Source organism: Pseudomonas taetrolens, assembly GCF_900475285.1.
Taxonomy (GTDB): domain Bacteria; phylum Pseudomonadota; class Gammaproteobacteria; order Pseudomonadales; family Pseudomonadaceae; genus Aquipseudomonas; species Aquipseudomonas taetrolens.
In genome coordinates, this window is the sequence record NZ_LS483370.1 from 3,616,619 (window position 1) to 3,640,800 (window position 24,182).

Here is a 24,182-nt window from a genome sequence, read left to right on the forward strand (position 1 = left end):
ATGTCGTTCGTCTCGTTGTAGTCAATGCAACTGATTCTTATTTTGAATCAGCTTCGCAACTATAAGATTCGTTCACCACGGAGCGCTATCAATGCCCACTCGTTTCAACAGCCGGTCCTCTTCCAGCGTCCGCACACGCGGTTTGCATCAGTGCACGTTGTCGTTGTTGACCGTCGCCATGCTGGCTGCCGGCGTACAGGCCATGCCGGTCCTGGCCGCGACCAGGGCTGAGCCAGCCAGTCGCACAGTGGGCAATTACACGTTTTCAATCTCCCAGCAGCCACTTGTGTCTGCGTTGAACGACTTTAGTGCGGTGACAGGCTGGCAGGTCGGCTTGCCGGCAGAGCTTGGCCAGCATGTATCATCTCCTGGTGTCAGGGGTTCACTGTCCCCGGAAAAAGCTCTGGATCGCCTGCTCATCGGTACCAACCTGGGCTATCGAAAACTCAGCAACAACAATATCGTGCTCGAAAAGCGCAGCAGCGCCAGCGGCGCCCTCGCCCTGCAGCAAGTGACCATCAGTGCCACGCGCCAGGAGCAGGACGTGAACTCGGTGCCCAGCACCGTCACTGTGCATGACCGTGAGGAACTCGATCGGCAGAACGTCAACACCCTCAAGGATCTGGTGCGCTATGAGCCTGGCGTTTCGGTCGGTGGCGCGGGTCAGCGCGGCGGCATCAGCGGCTATAACATTCGCGGCATCGATGGTGACCGGATCCTGACCCAGGTTGACGGGGTTGAAATCCCGGAATCGTTCTTCAACGGTCCTTATGCCAAGACCCAGCGCAACTATGTCGACCCCGAAATCGTCAAGCGCGTCGAGATTCTCCGCGGCCCGGCTTCCGTGCTCTATGGCAGCAACGCCATTGGCGGTGCCGTCAGCTATTTCACCCTCGACCCGGATGACATCATCAAACCCGGCAAGGATGTCGGCGCCAGGCTTAAAGCCGGCTACAGCTCTGCCGATCGCAGCTGGCTGAAATCCGGCACCGTCGCCGGGCGCACTGGCGATTTCGACGGCTTGCTGCACGTGAGCCGTCGCGATGGCCATGAAACCGAGTCCTACGGTGATCATGGTGGTACGGGACTGAGCCGCACCGCGGCCAACCCCGAAGAGGCAAGAATCACCAACGTGCTGGCCAAGGCAGGCTGGAACTACAATGACGACGATCGTCTGGCTTTCACCTACGATAAGTACAAAGGCCGCCTTGATGTCAATGAGAAAAGCGCCGTCGGCGGTCCGTTCAATGCAGGCCAGCCAATGGGCATGTACCGCTCACGAACGGGTACAGACACCATCAGCCGTGAACGTTTTGGCCTCGAAAACAGCATTGTCCTCGACAGCCTGCTGGCCGATCACGTCAAGTGGAGCCTCAATTACCAGACCGCCAAGACCGATCAAAGCACCCTTGAAGACTATTTCCCCTTCTCCCGGCACGTGATGCGCACACGCAGCACCACGTACGAAGAGAAACAATGGAAACTGGACGTCCAGGCGGACAAGGCCTTCCACATTGCCGACACCGATCACCTGCTGACCTATGGCGCCACCCTCAAGCACCAGAAGGTAACCGGTTCACGCAGCGGCTCGGGCACCTGCCTGGCGGCAGGTTCGGGCTGCACGGCGGCAGGCGCCGACAGCCCGAAAGACTACCTGGTCAAGTCCAGCGACTTCCCGGACCCGACCATCAACACCTACAGTCTCTTTGCTCAGGATCAAATCAGCTGGAACAACTGGACCTTCATGCCGGGTCTGCGTTACGACTACACCAAGCTCACACCGCACATTACTCAAGATTTCATGAATACCGTGTCGACGGCCGATAAAAAAACGGTCAGCGATAAAGAAAAGGTGTGGCATCGCCTGTCGCCAAAATTTGGTTTGACCTACGCCCTGAGTGATCAATACACCTGGTACGGTCAATACGCTGAAGGTTTCCGCACGCCAAGCGCCAAAGCCCTGTATGGCCGTTTTGAAAATCTGTCCGAAGGTTATTCCGTTGAGCCGAACCCTGATCTTGAGCCGGAAAAAAGCAAAAGCTTCGAAACCGGCCTGCGCGGTAACTTCGATGCGGGCTCATTCGATGTCGCGGTGTTCTACAACAAATACCGCGATTTCATCAATGAAGACGCCATCACGCCCGGCTACGACAAGCTCTCCTTCCAGACCAACAACATCAAGCACGCCACCATCAAAGGGGCAGAAGTCAAAGGCCGCCTGAATCTCGACGTTTTCGGTGCTCCACAGGGGCTCTACACCCGGGGATCTGTCGCTTACGCCCATGGTGAAAACAACGACACCGGCGAACCGATCAACAGCGTCAATCCGCTGACTGCCGTGCTGGGCCTGGGTTACGAGCAGGACACCTACGGTGGCCTGGTCAGCTGGACGCTGGTGAAACGCAAAACGCAGGTCGACGACAGCAATTTCTTCTCGCCTGATGGCACCAGCACCCAATTCAAGTCCCCGGGCTACGGCGTCCTCGACCTGACCGGGTTCTACAAAGTCACCAAGGACGTCACCGTCAACGCCGGCCTGTACAACCTGACCGACAAGAAATACTGGAACTGGGATGACGTACGCGGCTACGACAGCGTCGGCGAGGCCGGTGTGATTAACCCGGCCAACATGGAGCGTCTGACCGCACCGGGGCGTAACTTCTCGGTCAATCTGGTTTGGGATATCTGACCCGACGGTTCCACTGCACAGCTATTTGAAGCGGTGCAGTGAGGATTTTTTACTGTGACCCGTCTTCTGATTCGTCTAGTTACAAAGCGCATCTCATTCTCAAGGACATTGGCATGAACACTCCAGATACCGCACCGCGCCCCTCCGAACGTTCCAAGCGCCTGACCTTGGCCACCCGCGAGACTCACGACACGCTGGGCGTAAAAGTAATGGGCCGCGATCCATTCGGTTCCCTGGTCAACTACACCCATTTCGCCATGGCTCAGTACCTGTTTCTGACTGAGCTGGCAGCGCTGCACACCGATGAACGCCTGACCCGACACATCCCCAACTTACCCGAGCGTTGCCGAGCAGACATGATCAAGGCCGACCTGATCGATCTGGGCGTTGAGTTACCGGCTCCCGTACCCGGCGCCGTCAAAAACCCGAGCAAGGCCCAGGCGTTGGGTTGGGTATTTGTTTCCGAAGGCTCCAAGCTGGGAGCAGGTGTATTGATCAAGCAGGCTCGCCTGCTCGGTTTGAGCGAAACCCACGGAGCCCGTCACATGGGTGAACCCGCTGAAGGGCGCGGGCGGAACTGGAAAAGCTTTATCGAAATGCTCGACGCCGTCGAACTCACTCCTGAGGAAGACATCGAACTGGAGCAAGCGGCCAATGACGCCTTCAGCCGCTTCACCTTCCTGCTTGAACAGACATACGTGAAGCAGCCGGAACTGGCTTAAGCTTGACCTGCCTGACCGGCGACTGCTGGTCGGGCGTCCTTTTATGTGTCCTGAGCTTATGACCCGCCAAACCCGATCGTCGTCAAAAATCGCTCGCGCCCTGTTCGGCCTGCTGGCTTACGTAAGCCTGGGTATTGGACTTATCGCTATCGTGATTCCCGGGCTGCCGACCACCGAATTCATTTTGCTTGCCGCCTGGGCTGCGACCAAAAGCTCTCCGCGCCTGAGTGCCTGGCTCGAAAATCACCACCTGTTTGGCCCGATCCTCATCAACTGGCGCAACGGTAAAATCATCGTTCGCAGGGCCAAAATCAGCGCCACTGTCAGCATGCTTTTCTGTGCAGGATTGATGCTGTATGCCCTGGATCACGAATGGCCAGTGTTCCTCGCCATTGCGGGCATGTGCCTGGGCAATCTGTGGATCTGGTCGCGGCCAGAACGCTTGCCGCTGGCTGTCACCAACGATTGATCCCGCATTGTTCTTACAAGGTCAGCGTGCCGCTATAAAGCCCATAGGCCGCTGAAATCGCCGCGATCACCACCGCAGCGAATATCACTTTCTCCAACGGTTTGAACAGCGGTTGATGCTCCTCGCGTTTGGCTTTGGCAAAAAGGAAAACACCCGGTGCATAGAGCAGTGCCGACAACAGCAAGTACTTGGGCCCTGCGGCATACAGCAACCACATTGCGTAGATCAGCGCGATGGCTGCAATCAGCAGATCCTTGAGTCGTTGACGACTGGCGTGCGTGTAAGTCTCGCCCCTCAGGCACAACAGCAGCGCGTAGGCCGCGGACCACAGGTAAGGCACAAGAATCATCGATGAGGCCAGGTAGATCAGGCTGGTGTAAGTGCCTGCAGAAAACAGGGTGATCATCAGGAAAATCTGGATCATGGAGTTGGTCAGCCACAGGGCGTTGACCGGTACATGATTGGCATTTTCCTTTTTCAGGAACGCCGGCATGGTTTTGTCCCTGGCCGTGGCAAACAGAATTTCGGCGCATAACAAAGCCCATGACAGCAACGCGCCCAACAATGAAATCGCCAGACCGATACTGATCAGGATCGCCCCCCACTCTCCCACCACGTGCTTGAGCACCCCGGCCATGGACGGGTTCTGCAATTTCGCAAGTTCCGGCTGACTCATGATCCCCAAGGACAGCACGTTGACCAGCACCAACAAGGCCAGCACCCCCAGAAAACCGATAACCGTGGCCTTGCCCACATCTGAGCGCTTTTCAGCTCTCCCCGAATACACGCTGGCACCTTCAATGCCGATAAATACGAACACCGTAACCAGCATCATGTTGCGTACCTGATCCATCACGCTGCCCAGATCAGGGGTTGCCGCACCCCATAGATCACGGGTGAAAATATCGGCCTTGAATGCCACAGCAGCCAGCACGATAAACATCACGATGGGGATGATTTTGGCGACGGTGGTCACCAGGTTGATAAAGGCGGCTTCCTTGATCCCGCGCAGTACCAGGAAGTGCACCGCCCACAGCAATAACGAGGCGCAACCGATGGCGATCGGTGTATTGCCCTGCCCAAACACCGGAATGAAATAGCCCAAGGTGCTGAACAGCAGCACAAAGTAGCCGACGTTCCCCAGCCAGGCGCTGATCCAGTAGCCCCAGGCGGATGAGAAGCCCATGTAATCGCCAAAGCCGGCTTTCGCATAGGCATAGACGCCTGAATCCAGCTCAGGTTTGCGATTGGCCAGGGTCTGGAACACAAAGGCCAGTGCCAGCATCCCCACGGCCGTGATCGCCCAACCAATCAATACGGCGCCACCTGCAGCGCGCTCAGCAATATTTTGCGGCAACGAAAAAATCCCGCCGCCAATCATTGAGCCGACCACCAGGGCGATCAAGGCGTTAATCCGAAGTTTCTGTGCCTGCAGGGCCATCGCCACCTCTTGGTTTATTAATTACTCATAATTATCAGATTACCGGCGCTCAAAGACTAAATATATAAACTGATCATTCGTATATACCCTCACCACAATAAGGCATGCCCTTTTAATAGCCATATTTTCTATTGAAGCCTAAAAAGCAATACACATATAGATGTCAGTTTTATTGTTCGACAGACCGATGAAACATGAAAATGATATTTGCATATCTGCGAATAGTGACTAGCGTCAACCCTCACGACATTGCAGTTCACACCGCGGTATTACTTGAAGGTGCTTATGGAGCAAGCTTTTCAAGACGCGTCAAAATAATGCGCGATCGCGACCCTCCGCTCTACTGACAATGGAATGTAGTAATGCCCTGATCTAAGTCAACTGGCTAAAACACTAACGGACTAATCTTTAGACCTTACTTCTCCTGGGTTGGAGTCACTACAAATGTCTGATACTCCTGGAAAACTGCGACTGGGTGCATTGGTTGCTCTGGTAGTCGGCTCAATGATTGGCGGCGGGATTTTCTCACTGCCTCAAAACATGGCCGCCAGCGCGGATGTCGGCGCTGTCCTGATTGGCTGGGCAATAACCGCGGTCGGTATGCTGACCCTGGCCTTTGTGTTCCAGACCCTGGCCAATCGCAAGCCAGATCTGGATGGCGGTGTATACGCCTATGCCAAGGCCGGCTTTGGCGACTACATGGGCTTCTCATCCGCCTGGGGCTACTGGATCAGCGCCTGGCTGGGGAACGTCGGCTATTTTGTGCTGCTGTTCAGCACCCTGGGCTATTTCTTCCCGATCTTCGGCGAAGGCAACACACCGGCCGCGATCATTGGTGCTTCGATATTGCTTTGGGCCGTGCATTTCCTGGTACTGCGCGGGATCAAGGAAGCTGCCTTTATCAACCTGGTGACCACCATTGCCAAAGTGGTACCGCTGATTCTGTTCATTCTGATTGCCTTCTTCGCCTTCAGGCTGGACATCTTTACCAGCGACATCTGGGGCCTGAAAAACCCTGACCTGGGCAGTGTGATGGACCAGGTACGCAACATGATGCTGGTGACCGTCTGGGTGTTTATCGGTATCGAAGGCGCGAGCATCTTCTCCTCACGTGCCGAAAAACGCTCTGACGTCGGCAAGGCCACCGTCATAGGCTTTATCACCGTGCTGCTGTTGCTGGTGCTGGTGAACGTACTGTCGCTGGGCATCATGACTCAGCCTGAACTGGCCAAACTGCAGAACCCTTCGATGGCCGCCGTGCTTGAACATGTGGTGGGTCACTGGGGAGCGGTGTTGATCAGCGTCGGCTTGATCATCTCTCTGCTGGGAGCCCTGTTGTCGTGGGTGCTGCTATGCGCCGAAATCATGTTCTCGGCCGCTAAAGACCACACCATGCCGGCCTTCCTGAAAAAGGAAAACGCCAACCATGTACCGGTCAACGCCCTGTGGCTGACCAATGCCATGGTCCAGTTGTTCCTGATCATCACCCTGTTCTCGGCCAGCACGTACCTGTCGCTGATCTACTTGGCAACCTCGATGATCCTGGTGCCTTACCTCTGGTCAGCGGCCTATGGCTTCCTGTTGGCGGTACGCGGAGAGACTTACGAAAACGCCCTGGCAGAACGCAAGAAAGACCTGATCATCGGCTCCATTGCACTGATCTACGCCATCTGGCTGCTCTATGCCGGTGGCCTGAAGTACCTGCTGCTTTCAGCACTGTTGTATGCCCCTGGCGCCATTCTGTTCGCCAAGGCCAAGCGCGAAAGCGGCCAGCAAGTGTTCACAAGCATTGAGAAAGTGATCTTTGCCGCCGTAGTGATCGGTGCCCTGGTAGCGGCCTACGGGCTCTACGACGGCTTCCTGACCCTGTAACAACCTGTTTATGTACTTTGGAGGATGACTGTAATGACCACGGAAAAAGTGAAGTTCGGCGTGCATTCCGAAGCCGGCAAGCTGCATAAGGTTATGGTGTGCTCTCCAGGTCTGGCGCATCAGCGCCTGACCCCGAACAACTGTGATGAGTTGTTGTTTGATGACGTGTTGTGGGTCAACCAGGCCAAGCGCGACCATTTCGATTTCGTCACCAAGATGCGCGATCGCGGCATCGATGTCCTGGAAATGCACAATCTGCTGACCGACATCGTGGCGATACCCGAAGCCCTGGACTGGATTCTGGAGCACAAAGTCACCCCGAACCAGGTGGGTGTGGGGCTGGTGAATGAAGTCAAGTCCTGGATCAAAAGCCTGGAGCCACGTCAGGCGGCCGAGTACCTGATCGGCGGTGTGTCCGCAGATGACCTGCCCGACAGCTTCGGTGGCAAGACCATCCAGATGTTCCGTGATTTCCTCGGCCACACCAGCTTTATCCTGCCACCGCTGCCCAACACTCAGTTCACCCGTGACACCACGTGCTGGATCTACGGTGGCGTGACGCTGAACCCTATGTACTGGCCAGCGCGTCGCCAGGAAACCTTGCTGACCACCGCGATCTACAAGTTCCACCCACAGTTCACCAACGCGGACTTCCAGATCTGGTACGGCGACCCGACCCTCGAACACGGCAACGCCAGCCTTGAAGGCGGCGACGTCATGCCCATCGGCAAAGGCGTCGTTCTGATCGGTATGGGCGAGCGCACTTCACGCCAAGCCATTGGCCAACTGGCACAGAACCTGTTCAAGAACAAAGCGGTTGAACGCGTCATCGTCGCCGGTATGCCCAAGTCCCGTGCCGCTATGCACCTGGACACTGTATTCAGCTTCTGCGACCGCGATCTGGTAACAATTTTCCCTGAGGTTGTGCAGCAGATCGTCGCGTTTTCGTTGTACCCGGACGAAAGCAAGGCCGGCGGCATTGACGTGCGCCGTGAAGAAGGCAGCTTCCTCGAAGTAGTGGCCGGGGCTCTGGGCCTCAAAGCCCTGCGCGTCGTCGAAACCGGCGGTAACGCCTTCGCCGCCGAGCGCGAGCAATGGGACGACGGCAACAACGTGGTAGCACTGGAACCAGGCGTCGTCATCGGTTACGACCGCAACACTTACACCAATACCCTGCTACGCAAGGCAGGCGTTGAAGTTATCACCATCAGCGCCTCTGAGCTGGGGCGCGGCCGTGGCGGCGGTCACTGCATGACCTGCCCGATCATCCGCGACCCGATCGACTATTAATTCTTACATTTGATTGCTTGCGCTGGCCCCCACGAAGGGCCCACGCAGGCCGGTTAACAGAAACCAAGGAGATCACCATGGCGTTTAATCTGCACAACCGTCACTTGCTCAGCCTGATGCACCACACTCCACGTGAGCTGCACTACCTTCTGGATTTGTCTCGCGACCTCAAACGCGCCAAGTACACCGGCACCGAGCGTCCACACCTGCAAGGTAAAAACATTGCGCTGATCTTCGAAAAAACCTCGACTCGCACCCGTTGCGCATTCGAAGTGGCGGCCCACGACCAGGGCGCACATGTGACGTACATTGATCCGGTCTCTTCGCAAATCGGCCACAAGGAAAGCATGAAGGACACCGCCCGGGTTCTGGGGCGCATGTTCGATGCCATCGAATACCGTGGCTTTGCCCAGGAAATCGTGGAAGAGCTGGCCAAGTACGCCGGGGTGCCCGTCTTTAACGGCCTCACCGCCGAGTTCCACCCGACGCAAATGATCGCTGACGTGCTGACCATGCGCGAACACAGCGACAAGCCCCTGCATAACATCAGCTACGCGTACCTGGGCGATGCCCGCAACAACATGGGCAACTCGTTGCTGATGATCGGCGCCAAACTGGGTATGGATGTGCGTATCGGGGCACCGAAAAGTCTCTGGCCTGAAGAGGCGTTTGTTAAACAGTGCCAGGAATTCGCCAAGGAAAGCGGCGCCAAAATCACCCTGACCGAAGACCCGAAAGCGGCGGTCAAAGGCGTGGACTTCATCCACACCGACGTCTGGGTTTCGATGGGTGAACCGGTAGAAGCCTGGAACGAGCGCATCAAACTGCTGCTGCCTTATCAGGTCAACACCGACATGATGAAAGCGGCCGAAAACCCTCGTGTGAAATTCATGCACTGCCTGCCCGCGTTCCACAACTGTGAAACCAAAGTCGGCAAAGATGTGGCGGAGCACCACCCCAACCTGAAAAACGGTATTGAAGTGACTGAAGAGGTGTTCGAGTCTCCTGCCAACATCGCCTTCGAGCAGGCTGAAAACCGCATGCACACCATCAAGGCAATCCTGGTGTCGGCACTGGCTGATATCTAAAGCCCTTTGAAGGGCGAGCTTGTTTGTGATGCAAGCGATGCGGCTTGTTGCTCAAAGCGCGTTGCCGGCATCGCAGGCAGGCTCACCTCTTACAGGACTTGAGTTGCTCGCACCCCTCTATAAGGACATTTTCTATGCGTATCGTCGTTGCACTGGGCGGTAACGCCCTCTTGCGTCGCGGTCAACCCATGACCGCAGAGAATCAGCGCGAAAACATCCGCACCGCCACCGCACAAATTGCTCGAATTGCCCCGGGCAATGAGCTGGTAGTTGCCCACGGCAATGGGCCTCAGGTTGGCCTGCTCTCCTTGCAAGCCGCAGCCTACACCGATGTCAGCCCCTACCCGCTGGATGTGCTCGGCGCCGAAACCGAAGGCATGATCGGCTACATGATCGAGCAAGAACTGGGCAACCTGCTGCCTCAGGAAGCGCCTTTCGCCACCTTGCTGACCCAGGTTGAGGTCGATCCGAAAGACCCGGCCTTCCAGAACCCGACCAAGCCGATTGGTCCGGTCTACAGTGAAGTCGAAGCCAAACGCCTGGCGGCGGAAAAAGGCTGGAGCATTGCACCCGATGGCGACAAGTTCCGCCGCGTGGTCGCCAGCCCGAAACCGAAGCGCATCTTTGAGATTCGACCGATCAAATGGCTGCTGGAAAAAGGCACCATCGTGATCTGCGCGGGCGGCGGCGGCATTCCGACCATGTACGGTGAGGATGGCAAGCTGCAGGGCATCGAAGCGGTCATCGACAAGGATCTGGCCTCCTCCCTGTTGGCTCAGCAGCTGGGAAGCGACCTGCTGGTCATCGCCACAGACGTCAACGCCGCGTTTATCGACTGGGGCAAGCCAACGCAAAAAGGCATCGCCCAGGCCCACCCGGATGCACTGGAAAAACTCGGGTTCGCCTCAGGTTCGATGGGCCCAAAGGTCGAGGCGGCCTGCGAGTTTGCCCGCAAGACCGGCAAGACCGCCGTGATCGGCGCACTGTCGGATATTGAAGCGATTGTTCAGGGCACCGCAGGAACACGCGTCAGCACTGAACAATCCGGAATCACCTACTATTGAACCCTGGGGCAGACTTGGCGGTCTGCCCTTTATCCCCAGCTCAAGGAGTACTCCTATGGCCTCGTTCGAACCCGGGCACTTGCATATCCACCGAGAACCCCTGCAGCCGGGTGACTTTGGGTATGACATCAAAATCGATTACCAGGTCGTTCAAGATCCCAAGGAAGGCAAGTCGATGCAGTTCGACATGCATGGCAAGATCAACAACACGGACTTCAATGAGTCCTTTACCTTGCCCAAGGACATGGCCTACAACTTTGCCCATGATGCATTCCAGATTGCCGTGAAGTACGGCATCCCCAAAACCGCTGACATCCGCGCTATGCATGGCTATTACGACAAAATGTTCAGCGACGTTCTGGCCCAGCTCAACCACAAGCCCGGCGACCCGATAAAGCCCGAACATCTCGAATAGAATCGCTGCGCGCCGCTCCAGAGCATGTAGCCACTGCCACAGGCTGCGCAAAGGACCGAAGGGCCTTCAATTTTTTTGGGCCGCAGCTTCAGGATGTCCATCGCAGTTAACGAGTGGAACGAGGCGACGTCCGCCCCCTCTCAGGGAGGCCACGGGGACTTGCGCATTTCACCATTCCCCAAGGCCAAGGCATACTGGCCACCTCCAGTCCCGAAGTGTTCGTTTTTACCATGCGTATCCATGTCAGCTTTATCGACCGAGTCGGCATCACCCAGGAAGTCCTGGCATTGCTTGGCGGACGTAATCTCAACCTGGATGCGGTGGAAATGGTCCCACCCAACGTTTACATCGATGCCCCGACCCTGAGCCCGCAAGTGCTCGACGAACTGCGCGAAGCCCTGTTCAGGGTCAAGGGTGTGCAGTCGGTCATGGTGGTCGACATCCTTCCCGGTCAGCGTCGTCACCTGCAACTTGATGCTCTGCTCGCTGCCATGACAGATCCCGTGCTCGCGCTGGACAGCGACGGGCATGTACTGCTGGCCAACCCGGCACTGGTGGCGTTATATGGCCGCGAACCGACAGGCAAGAGCATCGGCGAACTGTTTGCCGATCCCGGATTGCTCGATGTGTTGCTCGAGAACGGTTTTCGCCTGCCATTGCGCGAAGTCACACTCAACGGGCATCCGTTAATGCTCGACGCGACGCCTATCACCGACGCGGGCGCCCTGCTCACCCTGTATCAACCGAGCCGCATCGGCGAACGACTGGCGGCGCTGCACCACGATCACGCTGAAGGCTTTGATGCCCTGCTGGGCGACTCGCCTGCCATTCGCACGCTCAAGGCCCGGGCACAGCGCGTCGCAACCCTCGACGCACCGCTGCTGATCCAGGGCGAAACCGGTACCGGTAAAGAACTTGTGGCCCGCGCCTGCCATGCCATCAGTGAGCGTTTCGGTGCGCCTTTTCTGGCCCTGAACTGCGCGGCACTGCCCGAAAACCTGGCTGAAAGCGAGCTGTTCGGATACGCCCCCGGTGCATTTACCGGCGCTCAACGCGGCGGCAAACCGGGGTTGATGGAGCTGGCCAACAACGGGACGGTTTTCCTCGACGAAATCGCTGAAATGTCGCCTTATCTGCAAGCCAAGCTGCTGCGTTTTTTAAACGATGGTAGCTTCCGCAGAGTCGGGGGCGAACGTGAGGTCAAGGTCAATGTCCGGATCCTCAGTGCGACCCACCGCAACCTCGAAAAAATGGTCAATGAAGGCACTTTTCGCGAAGACCTGTTCTATCGCCTGAACGTGCTCAACATCGAAGTGCCCCCCTGCGTGAACGGGGCCAGGACATTTTGCTGCTGGCGCGCACCTTCATGCAGCAGGCTTGCACACAGATCCAGCGCCCCGTGTGCCGTCTGGCCCCCGGAACCTACCCGGCCCTGCTGGGCAACCGGTGGCCGGGTAACGTACGCCAATTACAGAACGTGATCTTCCGTGCGGCGGCAATTTGCGAAAGCTCGCTGGTCGATATTGGCGACCTGGACATTGCCGGGACCTCTGTGGCACGGCAAAGCGACGGTGAAGTCGAGACCCTGGAGCACGCCGTCGAGTCCTTTGAAAAAGCGCTGCTCGAAAAGCTCTACGTCAACTACCCCTCTACCCGGCAACTGGCTAGCCGTTTGCAAACCTCCCACACTGCAATTGCGCATCGGCTGCGCAAATACGGTATCCCCGGCAAAGCCTGACGTCTTTGGCTGACGTGTACTAAAATCATTCCACTGGAATGATTTCGATACAAGGCCGCCATACCTCCACTGCGCAAGGCTTTGATCCTCATCGTTTTTTTTACGGCCTCGCAGCTGTAGCGATTTCGCTACAGCGCTAAGGTTTTGTCGCGCCCAAATACTCACTAAGCGCCTGAAAACATTAGCCTTTTACAAACTGGCAGCCATCTTGCAGTAAATACCTCAAAGAGCTCGGCCCTGCACGAGCATTCAACTGTGACCACCAGACATGTCTGGCTTGAGGATTTTCCATGAGCGAATTGCGTTTTACTGAAGACCACGAATGGCTGCGCGCCGAATCTGACGGCAGCGTCACTGTGGGTATTACGGCGTTTGCGCAAAACGCTCTGGGTGATGTGGTATTCGTTCAACTGCCTGAGCTGCAGTCCTACGCTAAAGGTGCAGAAGCGGCCACGGTTGAATCGGTAAAGGCCGCCAGCGGTGTGTACATGCCATTGGACGGCGAGGTGATCGAAGTGAACCCGGCACTCGACAGTTCCCCGGAACTGGTCAACGAAGATCCGCTGGGTGAAGGCTGGTTCTTCCGCTTCAAGCCCGCCGATGCCGATGCGGTCGGTCAATTGCTGGATCAAGACGCGTACGATCGCTTGATCAAAGCCCAAGATGACGTGTGAGGAACTTGCCATGACCGTCAACCTCAGCACTGCCAATGAATTTATCGCGCGCCACATTGGCCCGCGTCAGGCCGACGAACAGGCCATGCTCGCCACCCTGGGCTTTGATTCCCTTGAGGGCCTGAGCGCCAGCGTGATCCCGGAAAGCATCAAGGGCACCAGCGTCCTCGACTTGCCGGCCGGCCAAAGCGAAGCAGACGCACTGGCTTCGATCAAGGCCATCGCGGCCAAGAACCAGCTGTGCAAAACCTGGATCGGTCAAGGCTATTACAACTGCCACACGCCTTCGCCAATCTTGCGCAACCTGCTTGAAAATCCGGCCTGGTACACGGCTTACACGCCCTATCAGCCAGAAATTTCGCAAGGCCGCCTCGAAGCCCTGCTCAACTTCCAGACCTTGATCAGTGACCTCAGCGGCCTGCCGATCGCCAATGCCTCCCTGCTCGATGAAGCTACCGCAGCGGCCGAGGCCATGACGTTTTGCAAACGTTTGAGCAAAAACAAAACCAGCCACACCTTTTTTGCCTCAAGCCACTGCCATCCGCAAACCCTCGACGTGCTGCGCACCCGTGCCGAGCCACTGGGTATCGAAGTGGTGGTGGCTGATGAACGCGAGCTGACCGACGTCTCGGCCTTCTTCGGAGCCCTGCTGCAATACCCGGCGAGCAACGGTGATGTGTTCGATTACCGTGAACTGGCTGAGCGCTTCCACGCCGCCAACGCACTGGTCGCCGTGGCCGCCGACTTGCTGGCCCTGACCTTGCTGACCCCGCCGGGCGAGTTTGGCGCTGACGTGGCCATCGGCAGTGCCCAGCGTTTTGGTGTGCCATTGGGCTTCGGTGGTCCGCACGCGGCCTATTTCGCCACGCGTGACGCGTTCAAGCGCGACATGCCTGGGCGTCTGGTTGGGGTTTCGGTTGACCGTCACGGAAAACCTGCACTGCGTCTGGCCATGCAAACCCGCGAACAACACATTCGCCGCGAGAAGGCCACGAGCAACATCTGTACCGCGCAAGTGCTGCTGGCCAACATCGCCAGCATGTATGCGGTGTATCACGGCCCTCAAGGCCTGACACAAATCGCCCGTCGTGTTCATCAACTCACCGCGATTCTGGCCAAAGGCCTGAGCACGCTGGGGCTGAAGGTCGAGCAAAATCATTTTTTCGACACCCTGACCCTGAACACCGGCAGCGCTACGCCAGCCCTGCACGACAAGGCTCACGCCCGGCGCATCAATCTGCGCGTGGTTGAAGACACTCGCCTGGGGCTGTCGCTGGACGAAACCAGCACCCCCGCCGATGTGATCGCACTCTGGACCCTGTTCGCGGCTGACGGCCAGGCCCTGCCTGGTTTCGACGATCTGGCAAATACCGTCACCGGCACCCTGCCGGCGGCGCTGTTGCGTCAGTCACCGATTCTCAGCCATCCGGTCTTCAACCGTTACCACTCCGAAACCGAACTGATGCGCTACCTGCGTCGTCTGGCGGACAAGGATCTGGCGCTGGACCGCACCATGATCCCCCTGGGCTCGTGCACCATGAAGCTCAACGCTGCCAGCGAAATGATCCCGATCACCTGGGCCGAGTTCGGCAACTTGCACCCGTTTGCCCCTGCCGAGCAAAGCCTGGGCTATCAGCAACTGACCACCGAGCTGGAAGCCATGCTCTGTGCCGCCACCGGATATGACGCCATCTCCCTGCAGCCGAACGCAGGCTCTCAAGGTGAGTACGCCGGCCTGCTGGCCATTCGTGCCTACCACCAGAGCCGTGGCGAAGAGCGTCGCGACATTTGCCTGATCCCGTCCTCGGCCCACGGCACCAACCCGGCCACCGCCAATATGGCCGGGATGCGCGTCGTGGTGACCGCATGCGATGCCCGCGGTAACGTCGACATCGAAGACCTGCGCGCCAAAGCCATCGAGCACCGCGATCACCTCGCGGCACTGATGATCACCTACCCGTCGACCCACGGTGTGTTTGAAGAAGGCATCCGCGAAATCTGCGGCATCATTCATGACAACGGCGGTCAGGTGTATATCGACGGGGCCAACATGAACGCCATGGTCGGCCTGTGTGCTCCTGGCAAGTTCGGGGGCGACGTGTCGCACCTCAACTTGCACAAGACTTTCTGCATTCCCCACGGTGGCGGTGGCCCGGGGGTTGGCCCGATCGGCGTCAAATCGCACCTCACTCCGTTCCTGCCGGGTCATGGCACGATGGCGCGCAAGGAGGGCGCCGTGTGTGCGGCGCCCTTTGGCAGCGCGAGCATTCTGCCGATCACCTGGATGTACATCCGCATGATGGGCGGCGAAGGCCTGACACGCGCGTCACAGCTGGCAATTCTGAATGCGAACTACATTGCCCGCCGTCTCGAAGAGCACTACCCGGTACTGTACTCGGGCAGCAACGGCCTGGTTGCACACGAATGCATCCTTGACCTGCGCCCGCTCAAGGAGAGCAGCGGCATCAGCGTTGATGATGTGGCCAAGCGCCTGATCGACTTCGGCTTCCATGCACCGACCATGTCGTTCCCGGTGGCTGGCACGTTGATGATCGAACCGACCGAAAGTGAATCCAAGGAAGAGCTGGATCGCTTCTGCGAGGCCATGATCCAGATCCGCGAAGAGATTCGCCAAGTCGAAAACGGCAGCCTGGACAAAGAAGACAACCCGCTGAAAAACGCCCCGCACACCGCTGCAGAAATCGCCGGTGAATGGACTCATCCGTACAGCCGCGAACAAGCCGTGTACCCGGTTACCTCCCTGATCGAGGGCAAATACTGGCCGCCGGTAGGCCGCGTCGACAACGTGTTCGGTGACCGGAACCTGGTCTGCGCCTGCCCGTCCATCGAAAGCTACCAGGAGGCGTAACCCTGCCCGTAGCCACTGCCGAAGGCTGCGTCTGATGGCGAAGCAATCGTGATACCTGAACATGCGCTTTGACGGATAAAGCGCACACTCAGGTTTTACGACCGCTGCCGGACGCAGCCTGCGGCAGGGCTACAGGATCGCGACCTTCTCAGCCAATAAATCTATAAGAAACCGGAGAACCCTATGTCGTTAAGCGTGTTCGACCTGTTCAAGATTGGCATCGGCCCTTCCAGCTCCCATACCGTAGGCCCCATGCGTGCCGCTGCGCGCTTCGCTGAAGGCTTGCGCCGCGATGGGTTACTGCAGGCCAGTGCCTGTATAAAAGTGGAACTCTATGGGTCCCTCGGGGCCACCGGCAAAGGTCACGGCAGCGACAAAGCTGTACTGCTTGGGCTTGAAGGTGAACACCCGGATACCGTGAATACCGAAACCGTGGCCGAACGTTTAGCCGCGATTCGCACCAGCGGACGCTTGAACCTGTTGGGCGAGCACTCCATCGATTTCAACGAAAAACTGCACCTGGCGATGATTCGCAAGCCTCTGCCCTTTCACCCCAACGGCATGATTTTTCGTGCACTGGATGCCGCCGGCATTCAGATCCGCAGCCGCGAGTATTACTCGGTTGGCGGCGGCTTTGTAGTGGACGAAGGCGCCGCAGGTGCGGACCGTATCGTTGAAGACAGCACTGAGCTGAAGTACCCGTTCAAAACCGCCAAAGATTTGCTGCGTCATTGTGTGACCCACAACCTCTCGATCAGCCAGATCATGCTGGCCAATGAGAGCGCCTGGCGCCCCGAATCAGAAACCCGCCAGGGTTTGCTGCAGATCTGGCAAGTCATGCAGGACTGCGTCAGCGCTGGCTGTCGCAACGAAGGTATTTTGCCTGGCGGCTTGAAGGTCAAGCGACGCGCCCCTGCTCTGTATCGCCAACTGTGTTCAAACCCGGAGGCCTCATTGCGCGATGCGCTGTCAGTGCTCGACTGGGTCAACCTGTATGCGCTGGCGGTCAATGAAGAAAACGCCAACGGCGGGCGCGTGGTCACAGCCCCCACCAACGGGGCTGCCGGCATTATCCCCGCCGTGTTGCATTACTACATGCGCTTTATCGGCGGGGCCAACGAAGACGGCGTGGTGCGGTTTCTGCTGACCGCGGCAGCCATCGGCATCTTGTACAAAGAGAACGCCTCTATCTCAGGGGCAGAAGTCGGTTGTCAGGGCGAGGTGGGTGTCGCCTGTTCCATGGCGGCAGGCGCGTTGTGCGAGGTGCTGGGTGGCAGTGTGCAGCAAGTGGAAAACGCCGCTGAAATTGGCATGGAGCACAACCTCGGCCTGACCTGCGACCCGATCGGGGGGCTGGTACAAGTGCCGTGCATCGAACGCAATGCCATGGGCTCGGTCAAGGCGATCAACGCTGTACGCATGGCACTGCGCGGCGACGGCCAGCATTTTGTCTCCCTCGATAAAGTGATCCGCACCATGCGTCAAACCGGCGCCGACATGAAAAGCAAATACAAAGAGACCGCCCGCGGTGGTCTGGCCGTCAACATTATTGAGTGCTGATTTTTAAGGAGTCACGAATGTCCACCGAGCAACTGCTTAAAACCCCGCTGCACGCCCTGCACCTTGAACTCGGTGCCCGAATGGTACCGTTCGCCGGTTATGACATGCCTGTTCAATATCCTCTGGGCGTGATGAAAGAACACCAGCACACCCGTGAACAGGCCGGACTGTTTGACGTATCTCACATGGGCCAGATTCGCCTGACTGGCGCAGATGCGGCCAGAGCGCTGGAAACCCTGGTGCCGGTCGACATCATCGATCTGCCGGTAGGCATGCAGCGCTACGCCATGTTTACCAACGAGCAAGGTGGCATCCTCGACGACCTGATGGTCGCCAACCTGGGTAATGATGAGCTGTTTTTGGTGGTGAACGCCGCGTGCAAGGATCAGGACCTGGCGCATTTGCGCAAGCACCTGAGTGCACATTGCGAAATCCAGCCCCTGTTTGAAGACCGCGCCCTGCTCGCCCTGCAAGGCCCGGCAGCCGTTGAGGTGCTGCAACGCCTGGCGCCACAAGTGGCGAACATGACCTTCATGCAATTTGCCCCGGTCAAACTGCTGGGCGCGGACTGCTATGTCAGCCGCTCGGGCTACACCGGCGAAGACGGCTTCGAAATCTCAGTCCCCGCAGAACAGGCTGAAGGGCTGGCACGCCATCTGCTCGCCGAACCGCAAGTTCAAGCCATTGGTCTCGGTGCACGGGACTCGCTGCGTCTGGAAGCCGGTCTGTGCCTGTATGGCCATGACATGAACGCCAGCACCACACCGATTGAGGCCAGCCTGCTCTGGGCCATCTCCAAGGCACGCCGTGCAGACGGTCCACGTGCAGGTGGCTTTCCGGGTGCCGAAACCCTCTTCGCCCAACAGCAACATGGCATATCCCGCAAACGCGTGGGCTTGCTGCCGCAGGAGCGGACCCCGGTTCGAGAAGGCGCTGAAATCGTCGACGCCAACGGCACGGTGATTGGCACCGTGTGCAGTGGCGGATTTGGCCCAACATTGGGCGCACCGCTGGCAATGGGTTATCTGGATATTGCATTTACAGCGGTTGATTCAGAGGTGTGGGCCATCGTGCGCGGTAAACGGGTCCCGATGAAAGTCTCGAAGATGCCATTTATCGCGCCACGTTATTACAGAGGTTAAGGTTCAAACTTCAAGTTGGCAGTTGCCTGTTTGCGCTACTTGCGCAGGCTGCAACTGCCTTTGTCTGACGGCAAACTTTCGATAGCGAAAATACTGTCTGATCTTGAACATAATTGAACCGCTCTATGTCGTATTTTGAAACACTATCCCCTTTATTACCTGGTATCGGAGTGTTATTGGCGGGGCTTGTTTTTTCAACTCCGGTTTCGTAGAGTTTGTTTACTGTGTTTGCATGGGTCGCTGGAATCGTGACCTGGGCAGTAGCTCTATGTTTGCTACAACCCGTTCGGCGTCTCTTACTTTCCTGCAACCCAGCACCAGTCCTCTTTCCTGTGAAAGTGGCTGTCATTCATTGTTAGCGTCAAGGAATTAAGAAATGTCCCAACGTCAGAGCGGTACCGTTAAGTGGTTTAACGACGAAAAAGGCTTCGGATTCATCACTCCGGAAAGCGGCGCAGACTTGTTCGTGCACTTTCGTGCCATTCAAGGCAACGGCTTCAAAAGCCTCAAAGAAGGCCAAAAAGTGACCTTCATCGCAGTTCAGGGTCAAAAAGGCATGCAGGCTGACGAAGTTCAAGCCGAAGCCTAAGCTTCTCGCACAGAAAAGCCTCTGATGGTGCCATCAGAGGCTTTTTTATGAGCGCAATTCCGTAAAATGGCTTTTTTCCTCCGAGAGACCCTGCCATGTCGAAACATCCTCTTAGCCCTCAAGGCGATTTCCCCGCCGTTGGTCTGGGGCGCCGATTGGCAGCCATCTTCTACGACTTCCTGCTGTGCACGGCCTTGCTGATTGTCACCACCTTCATTTACAAATTGATCATGATGAGCTTTATCGGCGAAGCCAAACTCAGGGCTTTATCGGAGTCAGGCGCGCTGGATGGCGACCCTTTGCTTTCAACTCTTTTATTCTTCGTCCTGTTTGCCTTCTTTGCGAAGTTCTGGACCCACTCGGGCCAAACCCTGGGCATGCAGGTCTGGGGCGTTCGCGTGCAAAATGCTGATGGCAGCGCCATTACCCTGTGGCAGGCCCTACTGCGCTTCATTGTTTCCATTGCCTCGTGGCTATGTCTCGGACTGGGCTTTATCTGGTCAATCTTCGATAAACAAAAGCGCACCTGGCACGACATGTACTCCAACAGCCAGTTGGTAAGAATTCCCAAACAAAAGAAATAACCCAAACGAAAAAGCCCGTATCTCGCGATACGGGCTTTTTTTTTGCAACCCCGTCAGGGACGAGTCGAGTACGCCTTACTCGGCCAGTTTGAAGGTAATGAAACTCGCACGGCCTTGACGCAGAACCCGCATCGACACCGAACGGTTTTTCGGCAAGGCCTTGGCAATTTCAGCAAACTGCTTGGTATCGCTGATCGCTTGGTTGTTCAAGTGCGTAATCACATCGCCAGGCTGCAAGCCAATCAAGGCTGCCGGACCATCCTGCACACTCTTGATGACCACGCCGCCTTTGATGTCGTTGGCCTTCTTCTGCTCTTCGCTCAAGTTGGCCACCGCCACGCCCAGGCGATTACTGCTCTGATCGGCACCCGCAGGCGAACCAAACTCTTTCCCTTCATCAGGGATGGCTCCAACGGTCAGATCCAGGGTTTTGCGTTTGCCTTCGCGAACCACCTCAAGGGATGCCTTGCCACCCGCCTTGAGTGCGCCCACAAGATGTGGCAAATCGGCTGACATGATAATCGGCTGACCATTCATGCTCAGGATCACATCACCTACTTGCAAGCCGCCTTTGGCGGCCGGGCCATCATCCAGCACCTGAGCGACCAGCGCACCGGCCGGCTTCTCAAGCCCGAACGACTCGGCCAGATCCTTATTGACCTCTTGAATCACGACCCCCAACCAGCCACGGCTGACCTTGCCGCCGCTTTTAAGTTGATTGGATACATCCATCGCCACATCGATAGGAATGGCGAAGGACACGCCCATGAAACCACCGGAGCGAGTATAGATTTGCGAGTTGATACCGACGACTTCACCCGCCAGGTTGAACAGCGGACCACCGGAGTTGCCTGGATTGATTGGCACGTCGGTCTGGATAAACGGTACGTAGCTTTCATTCGGCAAACTACGACCGATGGCGCTGATGATGCCTTGGGTCACGGTGTGGTCAAAGCCGAACGGCGAACCGATTGCAACCACCCACTGACCGGCCTTGAGGTCCTGGGACTTGCCCAGTTTCAAGACAGGCAGGTTCTTGCCTTCGATTTTCAGCAATGCAACATCGGAACGTGGATCGGTGCCGACCAGCTTGGCTTTCATCTCGCTGCGGTCAGACAGTCGCACGATGATCTCATCAGCATCCGCTACCACGTGATTGTTGGTGAGGATGTAACCATCCGATGAAATGATAAAACCCGAGCCCAGGGATTGGGCTTCGCGCTGACGCCCTCCCTGGTTTGGCGGAATACTGCGCTCAAAGAAGTCACGCAAGCCTGGTGGCAAGCCTTCCAGGTCGGGCATCGGCCCCATATTGGAGACTTTGCGGTCCGGGAGTTTTTGCGTGGTACTGATGTTCACGACCGCTGGCGAAGCCTGCTCGACCAACTGCGTGAAATCAGGTAGCTGTGCTTCGGCCAATGCCGGCACTGCCTGCCCAAGCATCAGTACGGCCGCGAAAATGGGTAAGTAAGATTTCAATCGAGGCATTGATATACAGCTCCCGTTGATAGCAAGCAAAATTAAACGGCAGGTCCAAAAATCAACGCTAGCATAGACCGCTTTTCGGACCCCTGAATACAAACAAGGCCAGAGCCTTGATGGCTCTGACCTCTATATAAGGAATAAAAAACGTAAGGCAAGTCGCAATTCCTACCAGCTGTTTCAGCGCATTACTTGGGCTTTGCCTCTGGGGCATCCTTACCAGCGCGCACCGAGAGTGCAATGCGTTCAGCAGTCCCCATCGGAATTTCGCCGACCACCGTCGCCATCATGTCTCCCTCAGGCGTAGTGAGATGCCGGGAAACTGCAACGGTAGGGCCCAACTGAACCCGGGCGTCAGGTACGGCTGAACCTTTCAAAGGCTCGAGAAACACCGAAAAACGCGTCATGCCATCATCATACAAAAGGCTGGTGACTTCAGATTTTGTACGTGGATCACGGCGCACTACGCTGCTGATCTGTTCAAAACCGGGAGGCAACCAGTCGGAATGCCAAGCATGGGTATTATCGGTGGTGGCAGGTGGCGTCTGCGCGGTGACAATCGGTCGACATTGAGCTGTCGGCTTGAGTTCATTGTCATCCGGAGGCGTGGTATCGAGGCTTGTAAACTGGAAGCGCTCGAGCAACTGCCCTTTGTCATTGAGCAGCAATGATTTGAGCGGCAACCCGGTCTCACGGTCCAGATACAGCTCAAACCCGTAGCGGTGCTGGTCGCGGGGAGAGAGCGCAATCACGGCGACAGGCCGCCCCGCCACCCTTGAGTCACCGGTTTTTTCCACCGAGTACCAGTCGTTCAGGCGCGAGGTATCCAGCTGTCGGCTGGATGGCGCAGAGAGATCTCCGGGGGTGGGAATCACCTTGCCAGTGACACACTCGGTGCGCCCACCGGCACGAACGACTTCTTGCGCAGCACCGTCCAGCCGGATCAATCGCTCACGAACGTCACCATCCTGCACGCGGTGCCAGATGCTGTGGGTAGAAAAACTACCGTTGCGTTCGTAAACAAAAGTGCCTTTGTAACTTTGCTGTTGATCAGCCTGCCCAAAGCGTTTAAGCCAGTTCTGGGCTTCATCCGCCTGGGCTGGTACGACAAACCAGCCGCTGAGCAGAAGAGGTAATAAGGGTAGGACGCGCATGTTTGTCCTTAACGGTCATCCTGGCTAGCTGCACGAGCATACGGCAAAGGACTTTCAGTCCCTTTTGACGCAGCTTGCTGGGCATGCTGGCGCAGGTAACCTGGCAAACGCTGATCGTGCCAGCCGGGTTGACCTTGCAAGACACCATTGGCCATCGGCCCTGTGCCTTGATCAGAGCTCTCGCTGTAATTGGCCAGTACCGCAGGACCTTTAGCCGTTGGAGCAGTCAGGCTTTGCTGGCTGTCTTGCTGTGCCAGCTGGGCGCCAGCGATTTCATCCTGGTTGTACAGTCTTACGCCTGCCAATACTGCAACTGTCACCGAAGCAGCGACGGCCAAACGGCCAATAGTGCGCCACGGGCCACGTGCAACTTTGGCCGGAGTTTGCTCTTCGGCCAATGCAGCCGACACGGCAGATGCGATGTCCAGACGCGGAATCAGCAGGTCCTTGTGCATCACAGCACGGGCCACTTGGTAGCGAGACCAGGTGTCACGCGTTTGTGCATCGTCGAAGGCATTCAATACCCGACGTAGTTCCAGTTCGTCCGCTTCGTTATCCATCACCGCGGACAGCGATTCCTGCAGGGCTTCACGACTCATGGCGGTTCCTCTCTTGGCTGTCGCCGCTGTCTCAGTTTTCCTGCAACAACGGCTGCAGGGCTTTATCGATGGCTTCCCGAGCGCGGAAAATCCGGGAGCGCACGGTACCCACCGGACATTGCATGACGCTCGCAATATCCTCGTAACTCAGACCATCAAACTCACGTAAAGTTAACGCCGTTCGTAAGTCTTCTGGCAGTAACTGAATCGTGCGATGAACCGTACCCTCGATCTCATCCCGGAGCAGAGCGCGCTCCGGCGATTCGAGATCCTTAAGACCATGATCACCATCGTAAAATTCAGCGTCTTCAGAGCTGACATCACTGTCTGGTGGACGCCGACCGCGTGATACCAGATAGTTTTTCGCCGTATTAATGGCGATGCGATACAGCCAAGTTTAAAAGGCACTGTCGCCGCGAAAATTGCCAAGGGCCCGGTAAGCCTTGATGAAGGCTTCTTGAGCCACGTCTTGGGCTTCATGGGTGTCGTGCACAAAACGCACGATCAACCCGAGAATTTTGTGCTGGTATTTCAGCACCAGCAGATCGAATGCGCGCTTGTCGCCACGCTGTACGCGCTCGACCAGCTGCTGATCCTCTTCCTGGGTTAGCATGAACACTCCTCATGGGACCAAGAGGAAGGTTGCTTTGCTAATTGAACAGACTTGCAAACATAGACTCGGGCTTTACGCAAAAGTTCTCTCCCCCCTGGCAAATTTCCTGCGCACTCGGATTTGGCACG

General features: G+C 57.1%; 18 protein-coding genes and 2 pseudogenes. 15 read left to right on the top strand and 5 right to left on the bottom strand.

Annotated elements, in window-relative coordinates; genetic code table 11:
• The first annotated feature begins 91 nt into the window (after positions 1-91).
• The 3 genes from DQN55_RS16705 (at position 92) to DQN55_RS16715 (ending at position 3,880) form a co-directional block, all read left to right on the top strand.
• On the top strand, positions 92-2,689 hold the full coding sequence (locus tag DQN55_RS16705; protein WP_048378988.1) for a TonB-dependent receptor: 2,598 nt from the start codon (positions 92-94) through the stop codon (positions 2,687-2,689).
• A gap of 113 nt (positions 2,690-2,802) precedes the next feature.
• Positions 2,803-3,411 (top strand): biliverdin-producing heme oxygenase, encoded by a 609-nt coding sequence (locus tag DQN55_RS16710; RefSeq protein WP_048378986.1) that lies wholly within the window; start codon positions 2,803-2,805, stop codon positions 3,409-3,411.
• Positions 3,412-3,469: 58 nt separating this feature from the next.
• A complete protein-coding gene (locus DQN55_RS16715; protein ID WP_048378984.1) occupies positions 3,470-3,880 on the top strand; it encodes a YbaN family protein in 411 nt (136 codons plus the stop codon).
• A 13-nt stretch (positions 3,881-3,893) separates the two neighbouring features.
• Here the strand turns inward: DQN55_RS16715 and arcD (DQN55_RS16720) are convergent, their stop codons facing one another.
• The gene (gene arcD, locus DQN55_RS16720; RefSeq protein WP_048378982.1) at positions 3,894-5,321 is read right to left on the bottom strand and encodes an arginine-ornithine antiporter; all 1,428 of its coding nucleotides are present in this window, start codon (positions 5,319-5,321) and stop codon (positions 3,894-3,896) included.
• A gap of 444 nt (positions 5,322-5,765) precedes the next feature.
• On the opposite strand from arcD (DQN55_RS16720), the gene arcD (DQN55_RS16725) reads away from it, so the two are divergent.
• The 12 genes and pseudogenes from arcD (DQN55_RS16725) (at position 5,766) to DQN55_RS16780 (ending at position 20,206) form a co-directional block, all read left to right on the top strand.
• A complete protein-coding gene (gene arcD / locus DQN55_RS16725) occupies positions 5,766-7,193 on the top strand; it encodes an arginine-ornithine antiporter (protein ID WP_048378980.1) in 1,428 nt (475 codons plus the stop codon).
• Positions 7,194-7,226: 33 nt separating this feature from the next.
• Complete coding sequence (gene arcA / locus DQN55_RS16730; protein WP_048378978.1) at positions 7,227-8,483, top strand: arginine deiminase; 1,257 nt, start codon at positions 7,227-7,229, stop codon at positions 8,481-8,483.
• A 77-nt stretch (positions 8,484-8,560) separates the two neighbouring features.
• Positions 8,561-9,571: an ornithine carbamoyltransferase gene (locus DQN55_RS16735; RefSeq protein ID WP_048378976.1), complete on the top strand. Its 1,011-nt coding sequence runs from the start codon at positions 8,561-8,563 to the stop codon at positions 9,569-9,571.
• A 134-nt stretch (positions 9,572-9,705) separates the two neighbouring features.
• Positions 9,706-10,635 carry a carbamate kinase gene (gene arcC, locus DQN55_RS16740; RefSeq protein ID WP_048378975.1) on the top strand — a complete coding sequence of 310 codons (930 nt, stop codon included), beginning with the start codon at positions 9,706-9,708 and terminating at the stop codon, positions 10,633-10,635.
• A gap of 55 nt (positions 10,636-10,690) precedes the next feature.
• The gene (locus DQN55_RS16745; RefSeq protein WP_048378973.1) at positions 10,691-11,050 is read left to right on the top strand and encodes a DUF5064 family protein; all 360 of its coding nucleotides are present in this window, start codon (positions 10,691-10,693) and stop codon (positions 11,048-11,050) included.
• A gap of 230 nt (positions 11,051-11,280) precedes the next feature.
• Positions 11,281-12,788: pseudogene (locus DQN55_RS16750) on the top strand (sigma-54-dependent transcriptional regulator).
• Positions 12,789-13,078: 290 nt separating this feature from the next.
• Positions 13,079-13,462 carry a glycine cleavage system protein GcvH gene (gcvH, locus tag DQN55_RS16755; protein WP_048378971.1) on the top strand — a complete coding sequence of 128 codons (384 nt, stop codon included), beginning with the start codon at positions 13,079-13,081 and terminating at the stop codon, positions 13,460-13,462.
• Between the two features lie 10 nt (positions 13,463-13,472).
• A complete protein-coding gene (gene gcvP / locus DQN55_RS16760) occupies positions 13,473-16,331 on the top strand; it encodes an aminomethyl-transferring glycine dehydrogenase (RefSeq protein WP_048378969.1) in 2,859 nt (952 codons plus the stop codon).
• Between the two features lie 183 nt (positions 16,332-16,514).
• Entirely contained in the window at positions 16,515-17,891 is a 1,377-nt protein-coding gene (locus tag DQN55_RS16765) for an L-serine ammonia-lyase (RefSeq protein ID WP_048378967.1), read from the top strand.
• Between the two features lie 17 nt (positions 17,892-17,908).
• Positions 17,909-19,033, top strand: coding sequence for a glycine cleavage system aminomethyltransferase GcvT (gene gcvT, locus DQN55_RS16770; RefSeq protein ID WP_048378965.1), 1,125 nt, complete (start codon positions 17,909-17,911; stop codon positions 19,031-19,033).
• 376 nt (positions 19,034-19,409) lie between these two features.
• On the top strand, positions 19,410-19,622 hold the full coding sequence (locus tag DQN55_RS16775; protein WP_048378963.1) for a cold-shock protein: 213 nt from the start codon (positions 19,410-19,412) through the stop codon (positions 19,620-19,622).
• Positions 19,623-19,717: 95 nt separating this feature from the next.
• On the top strand, positions 19,718-20,206 hold the full coding sequence (locus DQN55_RS16780) for an RDD family protein (protein WP_048378960.1): 489 nt from the start codon (positions 19,718-19,720) through the stop codon (positions 20,204-20,206).
• Positions 20,207-20,281: 75 nt separating this feature from the next.
• Here DQN55_RS16780 and DQN55_RS16785 read toward each other — a convergent pair whose 3' ends face one another.
• The 4 genes and pseudogenes from DQN55_RS16785 to rpoE form a co-directional block, all read right to left on the bottom strand.
• A complete protein-coding gene (locus DQN55_RS16785) occupies positions 20,282-21,694 on the bottom strand; it encodes a DegQ family serine endoprotease (RefSeq protein ID WP_408634577.1) in 1,413 nt (470 codons plus the stop codon).
• Between the two features lie 182 nt (positions 21,695-21,876).
• Positions 21,877-22,842 carry a MucB/RseB C-terminal domain-containing protein gene (locus tag DQN55_RS16790; RefSeq protein ID WP_048378958.1) on the bottom strand — a complete coding sequence of 322 codons (966 nt, stop codon included), beginning with the start codon at positions 22,840-22,842 and terminating at the stop codon, positions 21,877-21,879.
• A gap of 8 nt (positions 22,843-22,850) precedes the next feature.
• On the bottom strand, positions 22,851-23,441 hold the full coding sequence (locus DQN55_RS16795) for a sigma-E factor negative regulatory protein (RefSeq protein WP_048378956.1): 591 nt from the start codon (positions 23,439-23,441) through the stop codon (positions 22,851-22,853).
• Positions 23,442-23,472: 31 nt separating this feature from the next.
• Positions 23,473-24,054: pseudogene (rpoE, locus tag DQN55_RS16800) on the bottom strand (RNA polymerase sigma factor RpoE).
• Positions 24,055-24,182 lie beyond the last annotated feature (128 nt).